13 protein-coding genes are annotated in these 19,223 nt (G+C 63.7%); 9 read left to right on the top strand and 4 right to left on the bottom strand.

Annotation, left to right across the window (positions count from 1 at the left end; translation table 11 throughout):
• The first annotated feature begins 132 nt into the window (after positions 1–132).
• The 5 genes from MKD49_RS21080 to MKD49_RS21060 all read left to right on the top strand — a co-directional run bounded on the left by MKD49_RS21080 (position 133) and on the right by MKD49_RS21060 (position 6,449).
• Positions 133–843 (top strand): response regulator transcription factor, encoded by a 711-nt coding sequence (locus MKD49_RS21080; RefSeq protein WP_252697272.1) that lies wholly within the window; start codon positions 133–135, stop codon positions 841–843.
• A gap of 49 nt (positions 844–892) precedes the next feature.
• Positions 893–2,494 (top strand): sensor histidine kinase, encoded by a 1,602-nt coding sequence (locus MKD49_RS21075; RefSeq protein ID WP_252697271.1) that lies wholly within the window; start codon positions 893–895, stop codon positions 2,492–2,494.
• 1 nt (position 2,495) lies between these two features.
• The gene (locus MKD49_RS21070; protein ID WP_209533552.1) at positions 2,496–2,780 is read left to right on the top strand and encodes a DUF4212 domain-containing protein; all 285 of its coding nucleotides are present in this window, start codon (positions 2,496–2,498) and stop codon (positions 2,778–2,780) included.
• Positions 2,770–4,821, top strand: a complete 2,052-nt coding sequence (locus tag MKD49_RS21065) for a sodium:solute symporter family protein (protein WP_121042996.1) — start codon at positions 2,770–2,772, stop codon at positions 4,819–4,821. The genes MKD49_RS21070 and MKD49_RS21065 overlap by 11 nt, the downstream gene beginning before the upstream one ends.
• 248 nt (positions 4,822–5,069) lie before the next feature.
• Positions 5,070–6,449, top strand: coding sequence for an MFS transporter (locus tag MKD49_RS21060; RefSeq protein ID WP_252697270.1), 1,380 nt, complete (start codon positions 5,070–5,072; stop codon positions 6,447–6,449).
• A 105-nt stretch (positions 6,450–6,554) separates the two neighbouring features.
• On the opposite strand, the gene MKD49_RS21055 is transcribed toward MKD49_RS21060, so the two are convergent.
• The 4 genes from MKD49_RS21055 to MKD49_RS21040 form a co-directional block, all read right to left on the bottom strand.
• Positions 6,555–7,490: a transglutaminase family protein gene (locus MKD49_RS21055; protein ID WP_252697269.1), complete on the bottom strand. Its 936-nt coding sequence runs from the start codon at positions 7,488–7,490 to the stop codon at positions 6,555–6,557.
• A gap of 1 nt (position 7,491) precedes the next feature.
• On the bottom strand, positions 7,492–9,993 hold the full coding sequence (locus tag MKD49_RS21050; RefSeq protein WP_252697268.1) for a circularly permuted type 2 ATP-grasp protein: 2,502 nt from the start codon (positions 9,991–9,993) through the stop codon (positions 7,492–7,494).
• A gap of 93 nt (positions 9,994–10,086) precedes the next feature.
• Positions 10,087–13,479, bottom strand: a complete 3,393-nt coding sequence (locus MKD49_RS21045; RefSeq protein WP_252697267.1) for a DUF2126 domain-containing protein — start codon at positions 13,477–13,479, stop codon at positions 10,087–10,089.
• A 238-nt stretch (positions 13,480–13,717) separates the two neighbouring features.
• Positions 13,718–14,944: a polyhydroxyalkanoate depolymerase gene (locus tag MKD49_RS21040; protein ID WP_252697266.1), complete on the bottom strand. Its 1,227-nt coding sequence runs from the start codon at positions 14,942–14,944 to the stop codon at positions 13,718–13,720.
• A gap of 335 nt (positions 14,945–15,279) precedes the next feature.
• Between MKD49_RS21040 and MKD49_RS21035 the strand changes: the two genes are divergently transcribed.
• From MKD49_RS21035 to MKD49_RS21020, 4 genes are all read left to right on the top strand, one after another.
• On the top strand, positions 15,280–15,936 hold the full coding sequence (locus MKD49_RS21035; protein ID WP_034338352.1) for a glutathione S-transferase family protein: 657 nt from the start codon (positions 15,280–15,282) through the stop codon (positions 15,934–15,936).
• Positions 15,937–16,022: 86 nt separating this feature from the next.
• Positions 16,023–16,466 carry a cupin domain-containing protein gene (locus MKD49_RS21030; RefSeq protein ID WP_252697265.1) on the top strand — a complete coding sequence of 148 codons (444 nt, stop codon included), beginning with the start codon at positions 16,023–16,025 and terminating at the stop codon, positions 16,464–16,466.
• A 258-nt stretch (positions 16,467–16,724) separates the two neighbouring features.
• Complete coding sequence (locus MKD49_RS21025) at positions 16,725–18,152, top strand: circularly permuted type 2 ATP-grasp protein (protein ID WP_034338355.1); 1,428 nt, start codon at positions 16,725–16,727, stop codon at positions 18,150–18,152.
• A gap of 1 nt (position 18,153) precedes the next feature.
• A complete protein-coding gene (locus tag MKD49_RS21020; RefSeq protein WP_034338357.1) occupies positions 18,154–19,158 on the top strand; it encodes an alpha-E domain-containing protein in 1,005 nt (334 codons plus the stop codon).
• Positions 19,159–19,223 lie beyond the last annotated feature (65 nt).

The following is a 19,223-nucleotide window of genomic DNA, read 5'->3' as shown; positions in this document are numbered from 1 at the left end:
CAAGGACAGCGCTCATCAGGCAATCCCTGATTTGCATTGGGGGTTGAATTAGTGGAATATGAATGAAAAGGTATCACAATAATTCAACCATCCGAGACAATTCAGCCGGCCTTGCCTCGCTGACCGATTCTTATGCGCATCCTCCTTGCTGAAGACGACAGCGTACTGGCCGACGGGCTGACCCGTTCCCTGCGCCATTCCGGCTATGCCGCCGATTGCGTCAAGAACGGGGTGGAAGCCGATTCCGCCTTGTCCACCCAGGATTTCGACCTGCTGATCCTCGACCTGGGCCTGCCCAAGATGTCCGGCCTGGAGGTGCTGCGCCGCCTGCGCGCGCGCAATTCGCGCCTGCCGGTGCTGATCCTGACGGCCGCCGATTCGGTGGAACAGCGCGTGCAAGGCCTCGATCTCGGTGCCGACGACTACATGGCCAAGCCTTTTGCGCTCTCCGAACTGGAAGCACGGGTACGGGCGCTGACCCGGCGCGGTGCCGGCGGCGGGCCGACGGTCATCAAACATGGTCCGCTGTCCTTCGACCAGGTCGGCCGCATTGCCTACATCGGCGAACAGATGCTGGAACTGTCGGCGCGGGAACTGGGGCTGCTCGAAGTATTATTGCAACGCACCGGCCGCCTGGTCTCCAAGGAACAGCTGGTGGACCACCTGTGCGAATGGGGAGAGGAAGTCAGCAACAATGCCATCGAGGTCTATGTCCATCGTCTGCGCAAGAAAATCGAGGTCGGCGGCGTACGCATCGCCACCGTGCGCGGGCTCGGCTATTGCCTGGAGAAGCTGCCCGAGAACGGCGCTGCCCCGCTGGCGGCCTCCAACAGCGCGGGCTGAGGCCGCGTCCGCCTTCGCTTCACACTGGCAAGCCGCGCGCTGATCCCCCATGACCGCGCGCGATCCCTCCCCCGCTGCTTCATCCACTCCGTCGCCCGAGGCCGCGCCGGAGTCCACTGCCGCTCCCGCTGCTCCCACGCCCCGCAAGAAGCGCCGCGCCGCCCTGGCGACGCAACCGGTGGAACGCATCCAGCGTTCACTGTTCGGCGAGATCCTCGACTGGATGCTGGCCCCGCTGCTGCTGCTGTGGCCGATGAGCATCGCCATCACTTACCTGATTGCGCAGTCGATTGCCAACCAGCCCTTCGACCGCGCGCTGGAAGACAGCGTGACCGTGCTCGCGCAGCAGGTCTCGGAAGTCAACGGCAAGGTGGTGGCGCGCCTGCCGGTCTCGGCACGCGACCTGCTGCGCGCCGACGACATCGACAACATCTACTACAAGGTCACCGGCCCCAATGGCGAATATGTCGAAGGCGACGTCGACATGCCGCAACCGCCAGCCGACGAAGATCGCATCACACTTGGCACGGTGCAATTCCGCAACGACATCCTGCACGGCAGTGATGTACGCATCGCCACCCTGCAGGTAGACCTGCGCCGCAGCGCCGCCCAGCGCGCTGCCCAGCGCGAGCCGCGCATTGCCACCGTGCAGGTCGGCGAGACCCTGGAAAAGCGCGCGCAACTGGCCAATGAAATCATCAAGGGCGTGATCCTGCCGCAGTTCGTGATCCTGCCGGTGGCGCTGGCGCTGGTGTGGTTCGCACTCTCGCGCGGCCTGTCTCCGCTGTCGGAATTGCAGCAGCGCATCCGTGCGCGTCGCCCCGACGATCTCTCGCCCATCGACTCCGGCCAGGTGCCCGAAGAGATTTCCCCGCTGGTACGTTCGCTCAACGACATGCTGGCGCGGCTATCGCAGACCATCGCCATCCAGAAGCGCTTCATTGCCGATGCCGCGCACCAGATGAAGACGCCCTTGGCCGGCATGCGCATGCAATCCGAACTGGCGCTGCGGCAGGATGACCAGGACGACGTGCGCCGTTCGCTGGAACAACTGGCCAAGAGTTCGGAAACCGCCACGCGCCTGGTCAATCAATTGCTGTCACTGGCGCGCGCCGAAAACCAGCAATCGCAATCCGGCGGCATGGTCCCGCTGGAGTTGAACGAACTGGCGCGCAGCGTGGTGCAGGACTGGGTGCCGATGTCCTTCACCCAGCGCATCGACCTCGGTTTCGAGCAGCCGGATCACCCCATCCTCATCACCGGCAACCCGGTGATGCTGCGCGAACTGTTATCCAACCTGCTGGACAATGCCCTGCATTACACCCCGCACGATGGCAATGGCCGCGTCACCGTGCGCGCGCGCACCGATGAGGGCGGAGGCCTGGCCATCCTCGAAGTGGAAGACAACGGTCCCGGCATTCCGGTGGCCGAACGCACCAACGTGTTCGAACGTTTCTATCGCATCCTCGGCACGCCCAGCACCGGCAGCGGCCTGGGCCTGGCCATCGTGCGCGAGATCGCGCAGCAGCATGAGGCGATCGTCGAGATCACCCACAATCCGCGCAGCAGCGATCCCAAATATCCGGGCAGCCTCTTTCGCGTGAGCTTTCGCATGATGCCGCGCACGCCCTTCTTCGACGACATCACCTGACATGGACCACGGCACGCCTCCCCCGGACCCCGGCAACCAATGGCACCGCACCCGCCGCATGACGGCCTGGCTGCTGGTGCTGTGGTTCGCCGCCACGTTCTTCTTCATCTACTTCGCGCGCGAACTGGACCGGGTACACCTGTTCGGCTGGCCGGTCTCCTTCTACATGGCCGCGCAGGGCATGATGCTGATCTACCTGGCCATCGTGGTCCTCTACGTGCGCCGCATGCGCCGCATCGAACAACTGGTCCGACGTGAACAAGGCGAGCACTGGCATGGAGAGTAACAAGGACTTTTTCCGGCGGCTGTGCCGCTACTATGGTTTCTATACGCTGGGTTTCATCATCTTCCTGTGCGTGCTGGCCATCCTGGAGCGCGAGGGCATGCCGCGCTCGTGGATCGGCTACCTGTTCCTGTTCGTCACCATCGGCCTGTATGCCGGCATCGGCGTGGTCTGCCGCACCTCCGACGTGCCCGAATACTATGTCGCCGGACGGCGCGTGCCACCGCTCTTCAACGGCATGGCCACGGCCGCCGACTGGATCTCGGCGGCGACCTTCATCAGCCTGGCCGGCGGCCTCTACCTGCAGGGCTTCGACGGGCTGGCCTACATCCTCGGCTGGACCGGCGGCTACGTCCTGGTGGCCCTGCTGATCGCGCCCTACCTGCGCAAGTTCGGGCAATACACCATCGCCGATTTCCTGGCCGCGCGCTATCCGGGCAGACCCGGCAGCCACGGGGTCAACGTGATCCGCATCCTGGCCGTGGCGGCCACCATCCTGATCTCCTTCACCTATGTGGTGGCGCAGATCTATGGCGTGGGGCTGATCACTTCGCGCTTCACCGGCATCGATTTTTCCATCGGCATCTTCCTCGGGCTGGCCAGCATCCTGGTGTGCTCCTTCCTGGGCGGCATGCGCGCCATCACCTGGACCCAGGTGGCGCAATACATCATCATCCTGTTCGCCTACCTGATCCCGGTGATCTGGCTCTCGGCCAAGCATGCGACGGTACCGGTGCCGCCCGTGGCCTATGGCGCGGTGCTGCCCAAGCTCTCGGCGCTGGAACACAAACTGGAAGACGACCCCAAGGAAAAGGAAGTGCGCAAGATCTTCCAGGCGCGCGCCGATGACTACGACCGCAAGCTCAAGGGCCTGCCGCAATCCTGGCTCGATGGACGTGTGGAGGCGCAAAATCAGGCCGACCAGGTACGGCGTGATAGCCACGCTTCGCTGGCCGACATCAAGGCCGCCAGCCGCGCGCTATCGTCCTATCCCAAGTCCCCCCAGGAGGCAGAACGCAAATGGACCGAAGCACGCGCGGCCAATCTTGCACGCGCGCAGCCACCGGTCTCGCAGACCGAACCCTTCCCCGGTCGCGACCAGCAGAGCTCGGACATCAAACGCAACAATTTCCTGGCGCTGGTGTTCTGCCTGATGCTGGGTACGGCGGCGCTGCCGCACATCCTCATGCGCTACTACACCACGCCCACCGTGGCGGGGGCGCGCAGCTCGGTGTTCTGGACGCTGTTCTTCATCATGCTGATCTACCTCACGGTGCCGGCGCTCACCGTACTGGTGAAATACGACATCTACACTTCGCTGGTGGGCAGCAGCTACAGTCACTTGCCGGACTGGGTGTATTACTGGGCCAACATGGACAAGCTCAATCCACTGGTCTCCATCAACGATCTCAATCGCGATGGCCTGGTGCAGCTGGGCGAGATTTCCATGGATGGCGACATCATCGTGCTGGCCATGCCCGAGATCGCCGGCCTGCCGTATTTCGTCTCCGGACTGGTGGCAGCAGGCGGGCTGGCGGCAGCACTCTCCACCGCGGATGGACTGCTGCTGACGATCTCCAATGCGCTCTCGCATGACGTGTATTACAAGGTGGTCGACCCCAGCGCTTCCACGCAAAAACGCGTGACCATCTCCAAGCTGCTGTTGCTGGTAGTGGCGCTGCTGGCGGCCTATGCCGCCTCATTGAAACCGGGCGACATCCTCTCCATGGTCGGTGCGGCCTTCTCGCTGGCGGCTTCCACGCTGTTCCCGGCGCTGGTGCTGGGCGTGTTCTGGAAGCGCGCCAACCAGGCCGGCGCGATTGCCGGCATCGTCTGCGGCTTCCTGATGTGCGTGTATTACATGCTGCACACCAACCCCGCCTTCGGCGGCAGTGCCGCCGGGCAATGGTTCCACATCGCGCCGATCTCGGCCGGCATCTTCGGCGTCCCGGTCGGGATGGCTGCCATGGTCATCGTCAGCCTGCTCACGCCGCCTCCCGATGAAGCCACCATCGCCCTGATCGATCATATCCGTACCCCCTGAGCAGAACTGCCCGACGCCAGCGCCCATGGCTGGCTTGGGTTTTCGGACAGTTTCCTTCACCGTGCATTTCCTCCCCTGCCCGCTCAACGCCAGCGGCCGGGGGCCTTTGTGTTTTCTTTCACAAAACACGATTGTGTTCGCTAACCGCACATATGCGCACTGACCGCACAAATAACTTCTGCATTGTTTTATACTTTTCGCACAAAAAATAAAACAGCCGTACCCCCCAACATCCAGAAGAGAGAGACATGAGACCAGACACCCCTGCCCTGGACGTCCAGGCGTTCATCAACCGCGAGCCCTTCTCGCGCTATCAATGGCTGATCTTCGCGCTGTGCTTCTTCGTCGTCCTGCTGGACGGCTTCGACACCGCCGCCATCGGCTTCATCGCCCCCTCGCTGCTCAAGGACTGGGGCATCGCCAAGCCGGACCTGGCTCCCGTGTTGAGCGCCGCGTTGTTCGGCCTGGCCGCCGGTGCGCTGACGTCGGGCCCTCTGGCCGACCGCTACGGCCGCCGCAAGATCCTGCTGCTGTCGGTGCTGGTGATGGGCGTGGCCTGCCTGGGCTCGGCCTTCGCCGGCAACCTGCAGGAGCTGACCATCCTGCGCTTCCTGACCGGCCTGGGCCTGGGCGCGGCCATGCCCAATGCGGTCACGCTCACCAGCGAATACAGCCCGGCCGCGCGCCGCGCCATGCTGACCAATGCCATGTTCTGCGGCTTCCCGCTGGGCGCAGCGCTGGGTGGTTTCCTGGCGGCGTGGATGATTCCGCTGTGGGGCTGGCGCAGCGTGCTCATGCTGGGCGGTGCCGCCCCGCTGCTGCTGTTGCTGGTGATGCTGCCCAGCCTGCCGGAATCGGTGCGCCACATGGTGGCCAAGGGCTATGCGGCCGAGCGCATCGGCGCGGTTCTGCGCCGCATCTCATCCTCGGCCGCCGCTTTCAATCGCTTCACCCTGGCCGAGACCGGCCCGCAAGGCGAAGCCCCCACCGGCAAGAGCGGCATCGCGCTGCTGTTCGAACCGCGCTACCTGGTCGGCACCTGCATGCTGTGGCTGGCCTACTTCATGGGCCTGGTGATCTTCTATGCGCTGGTGAACTGGATGCCGGTGCTGTTCAAGGATGCCGGCCTGGCTCCCAAGACCGCCACGCTCATTGCTGCGCTGTTCCCGCTGGGCGGCGTGGGCGCCATCCTGTTCGGCTGGCTGATGGACCGCTACAACGCCAACCGCGTCATCGCGATCGGCTTTGCCGCCACTGCGGTGGCGGTGTTTGCCATCGGGCAGGCGGCGGGCAATGTGGGCGTGCTCACCGTCGTGGTGTTCGTGGCCGGTACCTTGATGAATACCGCGCAATCTTCCCTGCCGGCACTGGCCGCGGCCTACTATCCGACGCGGGGCCGTGCCACCGGCGTGGCCTGGATGCTGGGCGTGGGGCGCTTCGGCGGTATCGCCGGTTCCTTCCTGGTGGCCGAACTCACGCGCCGCCAGCTGGGCTTCAGCGAAGTCTTCGCCGTGGTGGCCGTGGCCGCGCTGGTGTCCACGGTGGCCTTGCTGGTCAAGCAGGCCTCCGACCGCAATCGTCCCGATGGCGGCAAGCCGCTGATGGTGGCGGACGCAGGGGCACATTGAGCGCAACCCTGAGCCTGGCGGAAAAACAAACATGGCCACTATTCTTTCGAATAGTGGCCATTGTGTTTTGTGGCGACGCTGCGGCGACAATACAGAAAATTGCGCTCAGATCGACAGCTGCAAACCCTGCGCCTCTTCCCCCGGCAACACCGTCACCGCCACCTGCATGCTCTGCTGCCCGCCGCCGATGAGCACGCCGCGCAAGGGCGAGATGTCGAGGAAATCGCGTCCCCAGCCCAGCGTGATGTGACTGGTATCGGGGAAGACGCCATTGGTCGGATCGGCGTCGATCCACGTCCCTTCGCCGCCGTCCACGCCGGGGCAATACACCGAGACCCAGGCATGCGAGGCATCGGCCCCGATCAGGCGCGGTTGTCCCGGGGGCGGCTCGGTGAGCAGATAGCCGCTCACATAGCGCGCCGCCAATCCGATGGAGCGCAGGCACGAGAGCATCAGGTGCGCGAAGTCCTGGCACACGCCGCGCCGGTTGACGAAGACTTCGGTCACCGGTGTGGACACAGTGGTGGCGGCCGGATCGAAGGCGAATTCCTCATGGATGCGCATCATCAACGCACGCACCCCCTCCACCACCGACAGGCCCGGGCTGAAGCACTCGGCCGCATAGCGGATGAACTCGCGCTTGATGCGCACGTGCGAGGATTCGAACAGGAAATTGGACGCCTCCAGCATGCCCGGTGCCATGATGCGGCCGCCGTGATAGGCCATCACCGTGGCCGCTTCCTCCCACTGCATGCCGGGCTGCGGCTGCGCACGCGGTGTGAGTGCGACCCAGGAATCGGCCTGCACGTCGAGACTGGTGTGGTCGGTATCGAGCGAGAAGGCCTTGATGACGTTGCCGAAATTGTCTTCGTAGCTGCGCACCAGTTGCGGCGACGGCAAGACGTTGACGGTGTGCGAGAGACATTGCTGCCACGGCAGTTCGCGCGGCGTCAGGTGCAGCACCTGGTGCGACAGCCGCACCGGCAGCGAATACTGGTAAGTGGTCTGGTGATGGATGCGGTAGACGGTGCGCTCGCTCATGTCATACCCCCTGGCTGACCGGTGCGGTCAGCGGCGTGAAGTAATGGCGCGAGAGATCATCCGAGAGCATGTAGCCGCCGCTGACGGCATCGCGCATCAATTGCGTCAGGCGCGCATTGGCCTCGGCGACGTTGGGATGATCGTGCGCAAACTCGGCCAGGTTCATCGCCTCCAGCTGACTGGTCAGGTGCGCCGGAATGGTCATGCTCAACAGACCCAGCTGCTGGGCGATCTCGGCCATGTATTGCTGCAGCATGCGGAACTGGTAGGCCATGCCATGCGGATTGCTGACGTCGAACACCAGCAGGTGCAGCACCGGCAGCCACTCCGGCGTGCGGCGATAGCGCACGCGATAGGTGACGATGCTGCTGGCCGCCTCCAGCAGCCACGACAGTGCCGCCGTCTGGCGCTGCGGCGGCAGGCGCAGGAAGTTGTCGAAGAGCGCCGCCATGTTGGCCATGCGTTCGATGTGGCGGCCCACCATCAGGAACTGCCAGCCGGCATCGCGCGTCATGTCATCCAGCGCATGACCGGCCAGGCCCGAGCAGGCATCGATGACGTTGCCCAGCACATGCTGTGCAGCGGCCGGTGTGTTGATGCGTTCCTGCACCATGGCCGGCATCTTGGTCAGGGCGTGCCAGTTGTCCAAGGACAGATGTTCGCGCACCTGGTAGGCGGCATTGGCGAGCTGGCGCAACTGCGTGGCCACGCTCACCGGCGCCGAAGGATCGACCACGGCCGCCTGCAGGCTCTGCTGCAGGCCGGTGATGGTCGGACGCGGTTCGGATTTGGGCATCTGCACGCCGAGCTGGCTGCAGATCCACGAGACACTGCCCAGCATGCCACGGCTCTCGGTCTGGCCATCCATGGTGTATTGCAGGGTGGTGCGCAAGAGGCGCGAGAGATTTTTCACGCGCTCCGAATAGCGCCCCATCCAGAACAGGTTCTCGCCCGAGTGCGAGGACACATCCACCGTGCCCCTGATGACCGTGACGTTTTTTGCACCATGGCTGTCATCGGCCATGGCCGGGTCCGGACGCTCCTCTTCACGCAGCACCCACACATCCTTGCTGGTACCGCCCTGCTGCATCGAGACCACGTCGCGCCGCTGGCGTGGCGCCACCCGCGTCAATCCGCCCGGCATGACCTGATAGCCACCTTCGCCATCGGCCACCGCAAACACGCGCAGGCTGATGGTGCGGTTCATCAAACGATAGTCGCCGCTGCGCGACATCACCGGCGCTTGCGACAGGCGCACCCATTCCTGGGCGGCATAAGCGTGCGGCTGCAGTTGCAGGCTTTCGATCAGGCGGCGGCGCGCGGTGCCCGTGACGGTATGGCCGAATACCGGCTGCATGCGCATCGAAGAAAACGCCGGCACGATCACCAGTTCATCCAGATGCGCCAGCGTGTAATCGAGCGCCGGCTTTTCGCCGCACCACCACGACGCTACTGAAGGCAGCAGCAACGATTCGCCATACAGGCGCTCGTTGATGGCCGGCAGGAAGCCGTGCAGTGCGGTGGATTCCAGCACGCCGCTGCCCAGCGAATTGGCGATGACTACATTGCCCAGTCGCGCAGCCTGTGTCAGGCCCGGCACACCGAGGGCGGAATCGGCGCGCAGTTCCAGCGGATCGCAATAGTCATCGTCCATGCGGCGCAGGATGGCGTGCACGCGGCGCAGGCCGTTCAGGGTCTTCAGAAATACCTGGTCGCTGCGCACCGTCAGGTCCACCCCTTCCACCAGCGGGAAGCCCAGCGTGTGCGCCAGGAAAGCATGTTCGGAATAGGTTTCGTTGTAGGGGCCGGGCGTGAGCAGCACGATCAGCGGCACTTCACCCTGGGCCGGGGCCAGGCGCGTCAACATCGCGCGCAGGGTGTGGAAGTAGCGGTGCGGCGACTCCACGTGCATGTCGCGCAGCGCTTCCGGCATGGCGCGCGACATGATCTGACGGTTCTGCAAGGCATACCCGGTACCGGACGGACCTTGCGTGCGGTCCGACACGACCCACCAGGTGCCGTCGGCCGAGCGCGCCAGGTCGATGGCATACGCATGCAGATGCACGCCACCGGGCGGCTGCCAGCCGTGGCAGGGCATCAGGTAGCCGTGCTGGCCGAACACCAGCGCGGGCGGCAGCAGACCTTCGGCAATCAGGTGCTGGGGGCCGTAGATGTCGGCGAGCAAGCCGTTCATCAGCCGTGCGCGCTGGGCCACGGCACGTTCCAGGAAATCCCATTCTTCGGAGGACACCAGGTGCGGCAGCAGGTCCAGTTCCCAGGGCCGGTTGGCCCCCTTGGGGTCGGCATAGACGTTGTAGGTCACACCATCGGAGGCGATGGCGTCACGTACCTCGTTGGCGCGCCGGCGCAGCATCTCCGGCGAGAGGTTTTCAAGCTGGTCGATCAGCGTTCGCCAGTGCGGGCGCAGGCGGCCGTCAGCCGCCAGCATCTCGTCGTAACGATCACTGGCGACGGGATAGCTTTCCAGGAGACGCTGGGGCATAAGTCATTGGCGGCCGGGTGGCGCACGCGCCGGGAGCAGGTCCCGTGCGGCGTGTCGCCTTGCAAGCGGCGCGGGGCCGCGGCCGGCTCAGTTTTAGAAGTAGCGTAAGTCTAACGTAAAAGGAAACTCGATAGACGCCCGCGCCGGGGTGACCTGCCATTTTCCCGGGGTATGGTTCATGCGGAAATAGCGCGCCAGGCGGCGGCTTTCCGCTTCGAAGGCATTGACCGGGAAGGTTTCGTAATTGCGGCCGCCCGGATGCACCACGTGATACTGGCAACCGCCCAGGCTGCGGCCATTCCAGGTATCGACCAGGTCGAAGGTCAGCGGCGAATCCACCGGAATGGTCGGATGCAGCGCCGAAGGCGGCTGCCAGGCGCGATAGCGGATGCCGGCCACGAACTGGCCGACGATGCCGGTGGGCTGCAGCGGCACCGAAACGCCGTTGCAGGTCAGCACGTAGCGATCGGAGGCCATGCCGCTGATCTTGACCTGCAGCCGTTCCAGCGAAGAATCGACGTAGCGCGCCGTGCCGCCGCCGCTGTTCTCTTCGCCCAGCACGTGCCAGGGCTCGAGCGCGGTCCGCAATTCGACCTGCATGCCCTTGACCGCATAGTCGCCGATCTTGGGGCAACGGAATTCCATGTGCGGCGCGAACCATTCGGCACGCATCGGATAGCCGGCCTCGTTCATGTCGGCCATCACGTCGGCGAAATCCTGTTCGATGAAATGCGGCAGCAGGAAGCGGTCATGCAGTTCAGTCCCCCAGCGCACCAGGCGCGCCGGCTTGTAGGGCTCCTTCCAGAAACGCGCCACCAGGCCGCGCAGCAGCAGTTGCTGGGTCAGGCTCATGCGTGCGTGCGGCGGCATTTCGAAAGCGCGCAATTCCAGCAAGCCAAGACGGCCGGTGGCGCTGTCGGGCGAATACATCTTGTCGATGCAGAACTCGGCGCGGTGCGTATTGCCGGTGACGTCGATGAGCAGATTGCGCAGCAGGCGGTCCACCAGCCAGGGCGGGCAATCGCCCTTGGCAACCTGCTTGTCCATCTCGCTGAAGGCCAGTTCGATTTCCACCGTCGAATCATTGCGCGCCTCATCGATACGCGGTGCCTGCGAGGTCGGGCCGATGAACATGCCCGAGAACAGGTAGGACAGCGAAGGATGGTTGTGCCAGTACGAGATGAGGCTGCGCAGCAGATCGGGCCGGCGCAGGAAAGGAGAATCACTGGTCGTGATGCCGCCCAGCACCATGTGATTGCCGCCGCCGGTGCCGGAGTGATGGCCGTCGAGCATGAACTTTTCGGTCGTCAGGCGCGAGGCGCGTGCGGCGTCATACAGGTGCGTGGTCTGCTCGACCAGTTCGCTCCAGTTGTTGGCCGGCTGGATGTTGACCTCGATCACGCCGGGGTCGGGCGTGACGCTGAACTTGCGCAGGCGCGGATCGTGCGGCGGCTCGTAGCCTTCCAGAAGTACCGGCTGCTTCAGTTCCTCGGCCACCGCTTCGATGGCGGCCACCAGTTCGAGGTAATGCTCCAGTTGCGACAAGGGCGGCATGAACAGGTAGAACACGCCATTGCGCACCTCGGCGCACAGGGCGGTGCGGGTCAGCCAGTTGGCCGATTCGAAGGGGGCCGGTACGGACTGGGTGGCGTTGCTCGTGGTAGCGGCATTGGCAGCATTGGCCGTATTGCCCGCCGCCTTGCCTTCCATGCCAAGGGCAGCCGCAGTGCTGGCCGCCTTCTTCAGGAGCGCAGCCGGCTCCTGCGGGCTGCCCAGCTGGCGGCGGATTTCGGCGCTGCTGGGCAATGGGCGGAAGGCCTGGGTCGGATCGGCCGGATAGACCACCGGCGCCTCGCCCTCCTTGACCCAGGGCAGCGAATCCAGCGGCAGGCGATAGCCCAGCGGCGAATCGCCCGGATACAGGTAGCAGCGCTCGCTGCGCAGGAACCACGCCCCGCTCTGCCAGCCACGGCCATCGTCGCGGCGCGCCAGCGGCAGCACATGGCCGACCGCGCTTTGCAGGCCCTGCGTGAAGACCTTCATCAGGCGCTCGCGCTCCTGCTTGTCATCCACGCGCGAATCAAAGGGATCGACATTGCCCGGCAGGCGGCGCTCGCGCCACATGTAGTAGAACACGTCTTCATAAGCCGGGAAGACGTTCTTGCCATCCACCTGCAGGCGCTGTGCCACGCGGTGCAGGAAGTGGCTGGTGACGATCTTGTCGCTGACGTTGGGCTTGGTCTCGTCGCCGATCAATTCAGGATTCAGCCAGATCGGTTCGCCATCGCGGCGCCAGTAGCAATTGAGCGCCCAGCGCGGCAGCTGCTCGCCGGGATACCACTTGCCCTGGCCGAAATGCGGCAGGCCCTGCGCGGCATACTTGTTGCGCATGCGGTGGTACAGCTCGGCGGCCAGCGGCTTCTTGGTCGCACCCAGGGCGGCGGTATTCCACTCCGGTTCGTCCGGATGGTCCAGCGACACGAAGGTCGGTTCGCCGCCCATGGTCAGGCGCACATCATTGGCCTGCAGGTCGGCATCGATGGCGTGGCCCAGCTTCTCGATGGCGGCCCACTGCTCTTCGGTGTAGGGCTTGGTCACGCGCGGCGCTTCCCAGATGCGCTTGACCGACATCAGGTGCTCGAACTCCACTTCGCAAGGATCGACCAGGCCGCTCACCGGCGCGGCCGAGGCCGGCTCCGGCGTGCAGGACAAGGGGATGTGGCCTTCCCCGGCAAACAGGCCCGAGGTCGGGTCCAGCCCGACCCAGCCGGCACCGGGCAGATAGACTTCGCACCAGGCGTGCAGGTCGGTGAAGTCGGCCTCGGGACCGGAGGGACCATCGAGCGACTTCTGGTCGGCTGTCAGCTGGATCAGGTAGCCGGACACGAAGCGCGCCGCCAGCCCCAGGTGGCGCAGCAACTGCACCAGCAGCCAGGAAGAATCGCGGCAGGAGCCGGATTTCAGTTCCAGCGTTTCTTCCGGCGTCTGCACGCCGGGTTCCATGCGGATGGTGTAGCCGATGTGGTCGGCCAGCTTCTGGTTCAGCGCCACCAGGAAATTGGCGCTGCCGATCTTCTCGCGCGGAATGCTCTTGAGGAATTTTTCAAACAGCGGCGACAGCGGCAGCTTCTGCCGGTAGGGCAGCAGTTCGTTCTGCAGGTCCTTGGCATACTCGAAGGGGAACTCCTCGGCATAGGGTTCGAGGAAGAAGTCGAAGGGATTGATGACCGACATCTCGGCCACCAGGTCGACCTCGATCTTGAATTCGGTGGTCTTCTCCGGGAATACCAGGCGCGCCAGGTAGTTCGATTCCGGGTCCTGCTGCCAGTTGATGAAGTGCGGCTCGGGCAGCACGCGCAGCGAATAGCTCAGGATGCGGGTACGGCTGTGCGGGGCGGGACGCAAGCGGATAACTTGCGGACCCAGGTTGATGGCACGGTCGTACTTGTAAGAGGTGACATGGTTCAGGGCCACGTGGATCGACATGGAATTCCTTTACGACAAGCAAATGGTCAAGCGCGGGGCTTGGTTGTTGGCGACATGCGGAGCAGATCTCCTGCATACCTTGTTTTTCTTACCGCCTGATTACTTTCCTGGTGACTTTCCGGTTGGGGCTGCCTCGTTGTGAGTGTATGTGAGAGTGTAAGTGCCGGGGGAAGAAAAACTTAATCTTTCGATCCTGAAAACTAAGTTTTTCACTCGCATTGGCAAGTACGCCGCAAGCTTACCTGTGATGCATGTTAATGAAATCCCGCAGGCGCGGATAGATCTCGTTGTCCCAGCGCCGTCCGTTGAAGACCCCGTAATGTCCCACGGCCGTCTGAACATGGTGCAGGCGCATGTAGGGCCGGATGTTGCTGCACATTTCCTGTGCGGCCACGGTCTGGCCGACCGCACAGATATCGTCCTTCTCGCCCTCGATGGTAAAGAGCGCCGTGCGGCGGATGGCGCGCGGGTCGACCACGCGCTCGCGATAGGTCAGCTTGCCCAGCGGCAGCGCATGTTCCTGGAACACCGTGCGCACCGTTTCCAGGTAGAACTCGGCCGGCAGGTCGGCCATGGCGAAATACTCTTCGTAGAAATCCTTGATTTGCGCGGCCTGCGCCTCCTCGCCCTCGACCAGATGGTGATACAGCTTGCGGAAGGCGTCGACGTGGCGGTTCAGGTTCATGTTCATGAACGCGCTCAACTGCACGAAGCCAGGATAGACGCGCCGCCCGGCCCCGCCATGGCGCGCCGGGACGGTGCTGATCATGTTCTTCTCGAACCAGCTGATCGGCTTGCTCTTGGCCAGCGCGTTGACGGCCGTGGGATTGACCCGGGTGTCGAGGGGCCCGGCCATGAGCGTCATGGTGCGCGGCTGGGCCGGATGATTGTCCTCGGCCATCACGGAGGCGGCGGTCAGCGCGGCCACGGTCGGCTGGCACACCGCCAGCAGGTGCGCACCGGGGCCCAGCTCGGCGAGGAATCCGATCACGTGGGACACGTATTCATCCAGGCCAAAACGGCCGTGCTCCAGGGCAACATCGCGGGCATTGCGCCAGTCGGTGATGTAGACGTCGTGATCGCGCAGCAGGGTCTTGACGGTGCCACGCAAGAGCGTGGCGAAGTGGCCCGACATGGGCGCCACCACCAGCACCTTGGGCTGCACGGCCGAGCTTTCCTTGCGGAAATGCAGCAGGCCACAGAAGGGCGTGGCGCTGATTTCCTCCTCGTGCACCGCAATTGTGCGTCCGCCGTCGAGCACCTCGCCGATCTCGAAGGGCGGGCGCGCATGGGTCAATTGCGTCCGCGCAAAAACCTCGCAGGCCGAGGCCATCTTGCGCAACGCCGGATTGACCGGAACGCCAGGCCAGGTCGCCCCCAGCAGGGGTGCCATCATGCGGGCACAGGCCCGCAGCGGATCGGTGGCGTCGGCGTAGTTCTGGTAGAGCTGATAGGTATTGATCATGAAGCGCCGCCCTCGGTTGTCTCTTTTTGGTGTCCGCTCGCCATGGCGACGATGCAATTGTCGTGCCATTGATGGGCCGCCAGCCCGCCTGCGCGCAGCTTTTGGGAGTTTTCCGGAGGCATTGGTGGCCGCGCGGAAATGCCGGCGGTGCGTGCCCTGCCGTTCCCGCGAGCTGGCACAAGCCTTGCAAGTAGTGGTACGCGGTCCGCTCCTGTGGCCCGTGTCCTTCCCGAGCGCAGACGGGGCGGACGATGAAGATGACCATGAACAAGACACCGCCGCTCACGCGGCCGCGTGCCCAAAGTCAACCTGCACAAAACAGATAAAGGACTGACATGCCTAAGACGACTTTGCGCATCACCAGCAAGAACTACTCCTCGTGGTCCCTGCGCGGCTGGCTCATGGCCAGGTTCGCCGGGCTCTCTTTCGAGGAAGACATCGTGCCGCCGGACGACCCGTCGGCACGGGCAGAGATCCTGCTGCTGTCTTCCTCCATCCTGGTACCCAGCCTCCACCATGGCGACGTACTGGTATGGGATACGCTGGCCATTGCCGAATATCTCAACGAAATCCGCCCCGGCGCCAAGCTGCTGCCGGCCGACCTCGCCGCCCGCGCGCATTGCCGCTCGGTGTGCGGCGAAATGCATTCGGGCTTCTCGGCCCTGCGCGCAGCGCTGCCGATGAACCTCAAGGGCCACTTCCCCAACTTCAAGGTGTGGTCCCGCGCCGAAGCCGACATCGTGCGCATCACCACCATCTGGAAGGAGTGCCTGGCCAAGTACGGCGGGCCCTTCCTCTTCGGCGAACAGCGCACCATGGCCGATGCCATGTATGCGCCGGTGGTGACGCGCTTCATGACCTATGACGTGAAACTTGATCCCATCTGCACCGCCTATGCCAAGCGCATCATGGCCATGCCGGAGATGCAGGAATGGATCACGGCAGCCAAAAAGGAACCGGAGGATATCGACGAACTGGACGTGGAATTCTAGGGCGCAGGAGCTATTGAAGGCAGCACAAGTCGCGCCCGTTTTTTGTCGCAGGCCCATGGCGGGAGACCGCAGAAAGGATGGATGTGATGAATACCGTAGCGGAGGCAAGCGTACTGGCGCAGAACACGTTTTCGCATGTCAGCGAAGGCGACACGCCCTATGAAACGGGAGGGCTGCGCGACTTCTTCCTGTATCGCGACCTGGGCATTGCCGCGGCCACCGGCGGCCAGGTGGTGGCGCAGCTGGTCAAGGCCAACATGGCCCCGGAAACGGGCACCGGATGGCATCGGCACGAGGCCAACTTCCACATCGTCATCATGTTGAAAGGCTGGGCGCGCTTCATGTACGAGACCGAAGTCACGCTGGTCAAGGCCGGCGATTGCGTGCACCAGCGGCCGGGCATCGTGCACTTCCTGTTCGACTATTCGCCCGACATGGAGTATCTGGAAATCGTTAGTCCGGCCGACTTCAAGACCATCGACATGCCGGCCCCCTGCGAGGTTCCCGCACCCACGCCATGGAATAACTGAAGCCGCTGCGGGTCTGCGTTTGATGGCAGCAGACCCGCGCGGGCGAGGAGCAAAAGCATGCAATTTTCCTCTGTCAAAAAATTCAAGCCTCTGTTAGTCTTTCTTCATGCACGCTGGCGCTGGCGTGCAGCGGCAGTCCCCTAGCGCCATCGCATTACGCTGTACCCACGCTGTAGTTTTGCCGTACCCACCGCCTCTGTTTTCGTTACAACCTACTTAGAAAGATTCCCGCTCCCCACGGGAACACGAAGCAAATCTATGGCACATTTTTTTGATGAGATGTATTCAGGAGGCGCAGGCAGCGAAGCAGGTCAAGTGCGTCAGCACTATGCAGAATTCGCCAGCTGGCTTTCGGCGCAGTCGCCCGAAATCATCGCCCGCAAACGTGCCGAATCCGACCTGATCTTCCGCCGCGTCGGCATTACCTTCGCCGTCTATGGCAACGATGCCGGCACCGAGCGCCTGATCCCCTTCGACATCATCCCGCGCATCATCCACAAGGCCGAATGGGCCAAGCTGGAAGCGGGACTGGTCCAGCGCGTCAAAGCGCTCAACATGTTCATCCACGACATCTATCACGAACAGAAGATCGTCAAGGCCGGCATCATCCCGCCCGAGCAGATCTTCCAGAACGCCCAGTACCGGCGCGAGATGCAGGATGTGAACGTGGTCAACGACATCTACGCGCACATCGCCGGGGTCGACATCGTGCGAGCGGGCGAAGGTGAATTCTACGTCCTGGAAGACAACCTGCGCGTGCCCTCCGGCGTGTCCTACATGCTGGAGAACCGCAAGATGATGATGCGGCTCTTCCCGGACCTGTTCAAGCGCCACAAGATTGCGCCGGTCGATCACTATCCCGACCTGCTGCTGGACAACCTGCGTTCGGTGGCGCCGGCCGGCGTGACCGATCCGACGGTGGTGGTGATGACCCCGGGCATGTACAACTCGGCCTACTTCGAGCACGCCTTCCTGGCCCAGCAGATGGGCGTGGAACTGGTCGAGGGACAAGACCTCTTCGTCAAGGACAACGTGGTCTACATGCGCACCACGCGCGGCCCCAAGCGGGTCGACGTGATCTATCGCCGCATCGATGACGACTTCCTCGATCCGCTGGCCTTCCGTCCCGATTCGGCGCTGGGTGTGCCGGGCCTGCTGCAGGCCTATCGCGCCGGCAAGGTGACGCTGACCAATGCAATCGGCACCGGTGTGGCCGACGACAAGTCGATCTATCCGTATGTGCCGGACATGGTGCGCTTCTACCTGTCCGAGGATCCCATCCTCAACAACGTGCCCACTTACCAGTGCCGCAAGAAGGAAGATCTTTCCTACACCCTGGCCAATCTCGAAAAGCTGGTGGTCAAGGAAGTGCACGGTGCCGGCGGTTACGGCATGCTGGTCGGCCCGGCTTCCACCAAACAGGAGATCGAAGACTTCCGCGCACGCATCATTGCCAAGCCTGATGGCTACATCGCCCAGCCCACGCTGGCCCTCTCCGTGTGCCCGACCTATGTGGAATCGGGCATCGCCCCGCGCCACCTGGACCTGCGTCCGTTCGTGTTATCCGGCAAGCAGATCACCATGGTCAAGGGCGGCCTCACGCGCGTGGCCCTGAAGGAAGGCTCGCTGGTGGTGAACTCGTCGCAAGGCGGCGGCACCAAGGACACCTGGATTCTGGAGAAATAAGATGCTGAGCCGTACCGCCGATCACCTCTTCTGGATGGCCCGCTACACCGAGCGTGCCGAGAACACCGCCCGCATGCTCGACGTGCACGTGCAGACCGCCCTGCTGCCGCAATCGGTCGACGACGCCGAGCAAGGCTGGCGCGCCGTGCTGGGCATCTCGGAACTGCTCTATGGCTACAACCAGAAATACGACAAGCTCACGCAGAAGGATGTCATCGACTTCATGGTGCGGGACCCCAACAACCCGTCCTCGATTGCCTCCTGCCTGCGCCAGGCGCGCGAGAATGCGCGTGCCGTGCGCGGCGCGCTGACGACCGAAGCGTGGGAGATCCAGAACGCCACCTGGATCAAGATGCAGTCCTATCTGCAAACCAATGCGCTGGAGCAGAACCCGAGCGATTTCTTCGAATGGGTCAAGCATCGCTCGCACCTCTCGCGCGGCGTGACCATCGGCACCATGCTGGAGGATGAGGCTTTCCACTTCATCCGCCTGGGGACCTTCCTGGAACGTGCGGACAACACGGCGCGCATCATCGACGTCAAGTTCCACGGGGCCAAGGAAACGCAATCGCAGAAGCAGAATGGCCAGTCGCAATCTCAATCCCAATCGCAAAGCCAGTCGGCGCGCGATGAAGCGGGACAGCTGGACTTCTACTACTGGGCCGCGATCCTGCGTTCGGTGTCGGGCTTCGAGATCTACCGCAAGGTCTACCGCGACGTCATCACGCCCGAGCGCGTGGCCGAGCTGCTGATCCTGCGGGCCGACATGCCGCGTTCGCTGCTGGCCTGCATGGGCAACGTGATCTCCAATCTGCATCATGTGCGCAATGATGTCTCGGCCGATACCGAGCGCTTTGCGGGCAAGCTGCATGCCGACCTGAAGTTCGCCCGCATCGAGGAAATCCTGGAAGCCGGGCTGCACGATACGCTCACCGAATTTTTGGAGCGCATCTTCGAACTGGGCAATCGCATCAGCCGCGATTTTCTTGTTCCTTTGGCAGCGTAAGCCGCCCCGGCTGTGCTTCGCGCGCAAGAAAGAAGCACAGCCGCTGTCATCTTTTCGGGAAACAG

It is taken from the genome of Herbaspirillum sp. WGmk3 (genome assembly GCF_023952535.1).
GTDB classification, from domain to species: Bacteria; Pseudomonadota; Gammaproteobacteria; order Burkholderiales; family Burkholderiaceae_D; genus Herbaspirillum; species Herbaspirillum huttiense.
The sequence above is the reverse complement of the archived record's forward strand: the minus strand, read 5'-3'. Positions and strand labels throughout refer to the sequence as shown.

Bases quoted from the DNA above. Each gene is read 5' to 3' on its own strand.
- MKD49_RS21080 (WP_252697272.1), top strand. From the start codon at position 133: ATGCGCATCCTCCTTGCTGAAGACGACAGCGTACTGGCCGACGGGCTG.
- MKD49_RS21075 (WP_252697271.1), top strand. From the start codon at position 893: ATGACCGCGCGCGATCCCTCCCCCGCTGCTTCATCCACTCCGTCGCCC.
- MKD49_RS21070 (WP_209533552.1), top strand. From the start codon at position 2,496: ATGGACCACGGCACGCCTCCCCCGGACCCCGGCAACCAATGGCACCGC.
- MKD49_RS21065 (WP_121042996.1), top strand. From the start codon at position 2,770: ATGGAGAGTAACAAGGACTTTTTCCGGCGGCTGTGCCGCTACTATGGT.
- MKD49_RS21060 (WP_252697270.1), top strand. From the start codon at position 5,070: ATGAGACCAGACACCCCTGCCCTGGACGTCCAGGCGTTCATCAACCGC.
- MKD49_RS21055 (WP_252697269.1), bottom strand. From the start codon at position 7,490: ATGAGCGAGCGCACCGTCTACCGCATCCATCACCAGACCACTTACCAG.
- MKD49_RS21050 (WP_252697268.1), bottom strand. From the start codon at position 9,993: ATGCCCCAGCGTCTCCTGGAAAGCTATCCCGTCGCCAGTGATCGTTAC.
- MKD49_RS21045 (WP_252697267.1), bottom strand. From the start codon at position 13,479: ATGTCGATCCACGTGGCCCTGAACCATGTCACCTCTTACAAGTACGAC.
- MKD49_RS21040 (WP_252697266.1), bottom strand. From the start codon at position 14,944: ATGATCAATACCTATCAGCTCTACCAGAACTACGCCGACGCCACCGAT.
- MKD49_RS21035 (WP_034338352.1), top strand. From the start codon at position 15,280: ATGCCTAAGACGACTTTGCGCATCACCAGCAAGAACTACTCCTCGTGG.
- MKD49_RS21030 (WP_252697265.1), top strand. From the start codon at position 16,023: ATGAATACCGTAGCGGAGGCAAGCGTACTGGCGCAGAACACGTTTTCG.
- MKD49_RS21025 (WP_034338355.1), top strand. From the start codon at position 16,725: ATGGCACATTTTTTTGATGAGATGTATTCAGGAGGCGCAGGCAGCGAA.
- MKD49_RS21020 (WP_034338357.1), top strand. From the start codon at position 18,154: ATGCTGAGCCGTACCGCCGATCACCTCTTCTGGATGGCCCGCTACACC.